This is a genomic window from Actinocorallia lasiicapitis, from assembly GCF_054778695.1.
On the sequence record NZ_BAAGZI010000432.1, the window covers coordinates 1 to 4,631 of the forward strand.

Here is a 4,631-nt window from a genome sequence, read left to right on the forward strand (position 1 = left end):
GTCCTCGGCGCGACCGAGCTCAGCGGCGGCGGCGACCGGCTGACCGCCACCCTGCGCTGGGGCGCGGAAACCGACGACGACCTCGCCCGCGACCTGCCCGGCCTGCTGACCCGGCACACGAACCGGAACCCGGGAACCGGTTCCCCGATCGAACCCGCCGTCCTGGAAGCACTCGGACGAGCAGCCCGCTCTTCCAGTGGCACGGTCCATTCGATCACCGCGCCCGACGCCCTGGCCGAGGCGGCCGTCCTGCTCGCCGCTTCCGACCGGATCCGCTATCTGACGCCCACCCTGCACGCCGAGATGTTCGCCGAACTCCGCGGCCCCGGCGACGACCTCGACACCGGGCTCGATCTGCGCACCCTGGAACTGGCCCCCGACGAGCTGGCCAAACTCGCCATCGGCGGACGCTCCGAGGTGATGGCGAGGGTCAGGGCGTTCGGCGGCGGGGTCGCGCTCGGCGAGTACACCCTGGACCGGGTCCGCTCCGCGTCGGCGCTCGTCGCGGTCTGCCTCCCCGGAGCCGCACCGTCCCTCACCGACTACGCGCGGGCGGGGGAGGCCGTGCAGCGCGTCTGGATCGAGGCGGGCCGGCACGGTCTCGCCGTCCAGCCGATGTCCCCGGTGTTCCTGTACGCGACCGGCGACGCCGACCTCCGCGAGGTCGCGCCCGGCTTCGAAGGCGAGACGGCCGCGCTCAGGGACGGTCTGCGCAAACTCCTGGACGTGCCCGCGACCGACTCCGTCGGCCTGGTGCTGCGGCTCGGCCACGCCGCCCCGGCGGCCGTCCGCAGCGGCCGCCGGGAACCGCGGATCAGCCGCCGAAGAGCTGCAGAGCGGCCTTGACCGCGTGGAACAGCCCGTACGCCAGCGGGATCACCACGACCGTCCAGCTGATCGCGATCCGCGCGCGGTAGTCGTCGCGCGGCTGCTCGGTGTCGGATGCGGTCATCGGTTCACGCTCCTTCTGCCGGACGGGCGGTGGACAGCGACGGGCGGGCGTCGGCGGTGTCGGCGACCGGGGCCGTCTCATGCCAGCGGGCGGCGACCGGCCGGATCATCAGGTTCGCGGCGAACCCGACCGCCAGCACCCCGACCATGATCAGCAGGGCGGGCCGGTAGTCGGCGGCGACGATCTGCCCCGGCTCGCCCCTGGTGTCGAGCACCCGGTTGACGATCAGCGGCCCGAATACGCCCGCGGTCGACCACGCCGTCAGCAGCCGGCCGTGGATCGCGCCGACCTGGTAGGTGCCGAACAGGTCGCGCAGGTAGGCGGGGACCGTCGCGAAACCGCCCCCGTAGAAGGAGATGATGACGACGCACACCGCGACGAACAGCGCCTGCGAGCTCGATCCGGCCGTCGCCAGCAGCAGGTACAGCAGGACCCCGCAGCCGAGGTACACCATGTACGTGGGTTTGCGGCCCAGGTAGTCCGAGGTCGCCGACCAGGCGAACCGGCCGACCATGTTGGCCACCGACAGCAGCCCGACGAAGCCCGCCGCGACGGTCACCGTCACGGGCGTCACCCGGCTGCCGGGCTCCCGGAAGAAGTCCTGGATCATGTCGGCGGCCTGTTCGAGGATGCCGATCCCGGCCGTCACGTTGCAGAGCAGGACCGTCCAGAGCAGCCAGAACTGCGGGGTCCTGACCGCGTTGGCCGCCGAGACGTTCGCGGTCGTCACCATCGGCTTGGCCTTCACCGCGGCGGGGTCGAAGTGCGGCGGCCGCCAGCCGGGCGCCGGCACCCGGACGGTGAAGACGCCCAGCATCATCACCAGGAAGTACGCGACGCCCAGGGTGAGGAACAGCTTCATCACCGCGTCGCCACCGGCGGACGCCCCGCCGTACCGGGCGAGGAGCTCGCGGGAGAGCGGCGCCGCGACCATCGCCCCGCCGCCGAAGCCCATGATGGCCATCCCGGTGGCCAGTCCCGGCCGGTCGGGGAACCATTTGATCAACGTCGAGACGGGCGAGATGTAGCCCAGGCCGAGCCCGATCCCGCCGAGGAAGCCGTAGCCGAGATAGACCAGCCAGAGCTGCTCGGTGGCGATCCCGGCCGCGGCGACCAGGAATCCCGACGCCCAGCAGCACGCGGCTGTGAACATGGTGCGGCGGGGGCCGACCCGGTCCACCCACGTCCCGAACAGCGCCGCCGACACGCCGAGCATGACGATCGCGATCGAGAACGTCGCGCCGACGGCCGTCAGGCTGGTGTCGAAGTGGTGGACGAGCGCGTCCTTGTAGACGCTGGTCGCGTAGACCTGCCCGATGCAGAGATGGACGGCGAGCGCCGCGGGCGGGATCAGCCAGCGGCTGTAGCCGGGGGGAGCCACCGTGTGCTCCCGGTCGAGAAAGGAAAGCACGGCCATGGCGCGCTCCTTAGGGGGTGGGTGCGCACGGACAGTTGCGGGCACACTACCCCGCGCCCCGGCGCGGTAGGGGGCGATTGTGAAAGACACGAATTCGGTGACTTGCTGCGCGATCGGCCCGCGAGTGTAATTCTCTGTGGTGACGCAGTGGGAGGACACCGTGACGCAGTGGGAATGGGCCAGAGCCGGGGCAGGCCATGAACCGACCGGTTTCATCGGACGGACGGAGGAGCTGGACGCGATCCGCACCTCGGTGACGCACAGCCGGGTGGTGACCCTCACCGGCCCCGGCGGTGTGGGCAAGACCCGGATCGCGCTGCGGGCGGCGCAGCAGCTCCGGGCGGAGTTCCCCGACGGGGTCAGCATCGTCGAGCTCAGCGGCCTGCGCGACGCCGAGTTCCTGCCGAACACGGTGGCCTCGGCCGTCGGGCTGCCGGAGGTCACCTCGCGCCAGCCGATGGAGCAGCTTCTCGAGCATTTCGCCGAGAAGCGGGCGCTGCTGGTGCTGGACACCTGCGAGCACCTGGTCGACGCGGTCGCGATGTTCGCCGACATCCTCACCCACGCCTCGGCGCGGCTGGTGCTGCTGCTGACGAGCAGGCAGCCGGTGGCGCTGCCCGGCGAGTTCGTGCTGCCCGTCGAACCGCTGCCCGCGCCGGGCGAGGCGTCCGACGCCTCCACCAACGACACGCTCGCCCTGTTCGCGGCGCGGGCGCAGGCCGCGCAGCCGTCGTTCGTGCTCAACGACGACAACCGGGCCGCCGCGATCGCGCTCTGCCGCCGTGTCGACTGTATGCCGCTGGCGATCGAGCTGGCCGCCGTCCGGCTCCGCACGCTCTCGCTCCAGCAGATCCTGCGCCGGCTCGACGACCGGTTCCAGCTCCTGACCGGGGTCCGGTCCTCCCAGACCAGGCACCAGACGCTCCGCGCGACCATCGAGTGGAGCCACGAGCTCTGCTCGCCGCAGGAGCAGGAGCTCTGGGCGCGGCTGTCGGTGTTCGCGGGCGGGTTCACCCTCGCGGCCGTCGAGGAGGTCTGCGCGGGCGCCGAACTCGACGGTTTCGACGTGATCGATCTGCTGCTGGGCTTGATGGACAAATCGGTCGTCCAGCGGTTGGAGGGCGTCGAGGAGGACCGCTACCGGCTGCTCGACACGATCCGGGAGTTCGGCGCCGAACGGCTGGCGCTCAGCGGCACCACCGCGGTCTACGCGCGCCGCCACCTGGAGTTCTTCCTGCGGATGGCGACCACGGCCGGCGAGCAGTGGCTCGGGGCGCAGCAGCTGCAGTGGGGCGACCGGCTGGCCGTCGACCTCGACAACTTCCGGGTCGCGCTGGAGCACGCCGTCGCACGTCCGGGCGACGAGGTGGCGCTGCGGCTGGTGAACGGGCTGTGGGGGCTGTGGCAGGGCAAGAGCAGGCTCACCGAGGCGCGCCGCTGGATGGAGAAGGCCCTGGCGGCCGAGCCTGAACCGACCCTCGAACACGGTCTCGCGCTCTGGTCGACCGCCTACTACGGGCTGCTCCAGGGCGACCCGGCGGCGACGGAGACGATCGGCAGGCTCAGGACCGTCGCCGAATACCTCGACGACGACTACCTGCGCGGCCGCGCCATGTTCGTCGAAGGGTTCAAGGAACTGCTGCTGGGCGACGCCTCCAGGGTGCCGGCCCACTACAAGGAGATGCGCGACCGGCTCGTCGCCGGAGCCGACGTCTTCCCGCTGGCGATCAGCTACACCCACACGGCGGTCTACTACAGCACCACCGGCGACCCCGAACGCGCCCTCGACGAGGTGGAGGCCGGGATCGCGGTCCTGGACGATCTGCCGCAGGAGCAGTGGGTGCGCAACTACCTGCTGGCCAAGAAGGTGCTCTGCCTGTGGGCGGCCGACGAGCTGGACACGGCGCGCGTCCTCGGCCAGGCCGTCCTGCCGTCGGCGGTCGAGCAGGGCGGGACCCTCTGCATCGCCGCGCTGACCGAGTACCTGTCCTGGGTGGCGTGCGCCAAACGGGAGCACGAGCTGGCGGCGGTGCTGCTGGGCGGCGCGGCCACGCAGTGGCGGAAGGTCGGCACCCTGCTCTGGGGCGAGCCGGGACTCAACGAGCGGCACGCCGACATGGAGAAGACCCTGATCGCCGAGCTCGGCGCGGACCGCTTCACCCGCGTCTACACCCGGGGCACGGGCCTGTCCCTGGAGGCGCTGGTGGAGGTCGTCGGCGGACGGTCGTCCGGCGGCGCGGTGCCCGCGGCGCGCGACGCCCC

General features: G+C 71.9%; 4 protein-coding genes. 2 read left to right on the forward strand and 2 right to left on the reverse strand.

Annotated elements, in window-relative coordinates; translation table 11 throughout:
* On the forward strand, window positions 1–846 hold an 846-nt coding region (locus ACYVE7_RS29420), incomplete at its 5' end, for a nitroreductase family protein (protein WP_460369216.1).
* Here ACYVE7_RS29420 and ACYVE7_RS29425 read toward each other — a convergent pair.
* Complete coding sequence (locus ACYVE7_RS29425; protein ID WP_460369217.1) at window positions 815–952, reverse strand: MFS transporter small subunit; 138 nt, start codon at window positions 950–952, stop codon at window positions 815–817. The genes ACYVE7_RS29420 and ACYVE7_RS29425 overlap by 32 nt on opposite strands.
* A gap of 4 nt (window positions 953–956) precedes the next feature.
* Window positions 957–2,369 carry an OFA family MFS transporter gene (locus ACYVE7_RS29430; protein WP_460369219.1) on the reverse strand — a complete coding sequence of 471 codons (1,413 nt, stop codon included), beginning with the start codon at window positions 2,367–2,369 and terminating at the stop codon, window positions 957–959.
* Window positions 2,370–2,529: 160 nt separating this feature from the next.
* Between ACYVE7_RS29430 and ACYVE7_RS29435 the strand changes: the two genes are divergently transcribed.
* A partial coding sequence (locus tag ACYVE7_RS29435) for an ATP-binding protein (protein WP_460369221.1) occupies window positions 2,530–4,631 on the forward strand: 2,102 nt, incomplete at its 3' end.

What these genes read in the sequence shown, in the direction of transcription:
- ACYVE7_RS29425 (WP_460369217.1), bottom strand. Translation starts at nt 952, where the DNA reads ATGACCGCATCCGACACCGAGCAGCCGCGCGACGACTACCGCGCGCGG.
- ACYVE7_RS29430 (WP_460369219.1), bottom strand. Translation starts at nt 2,369, where the DNA reads ATGGCCGTGCTTTCCTTTCTCGACCGGGAGCACACGGTGGCTCCCCCC.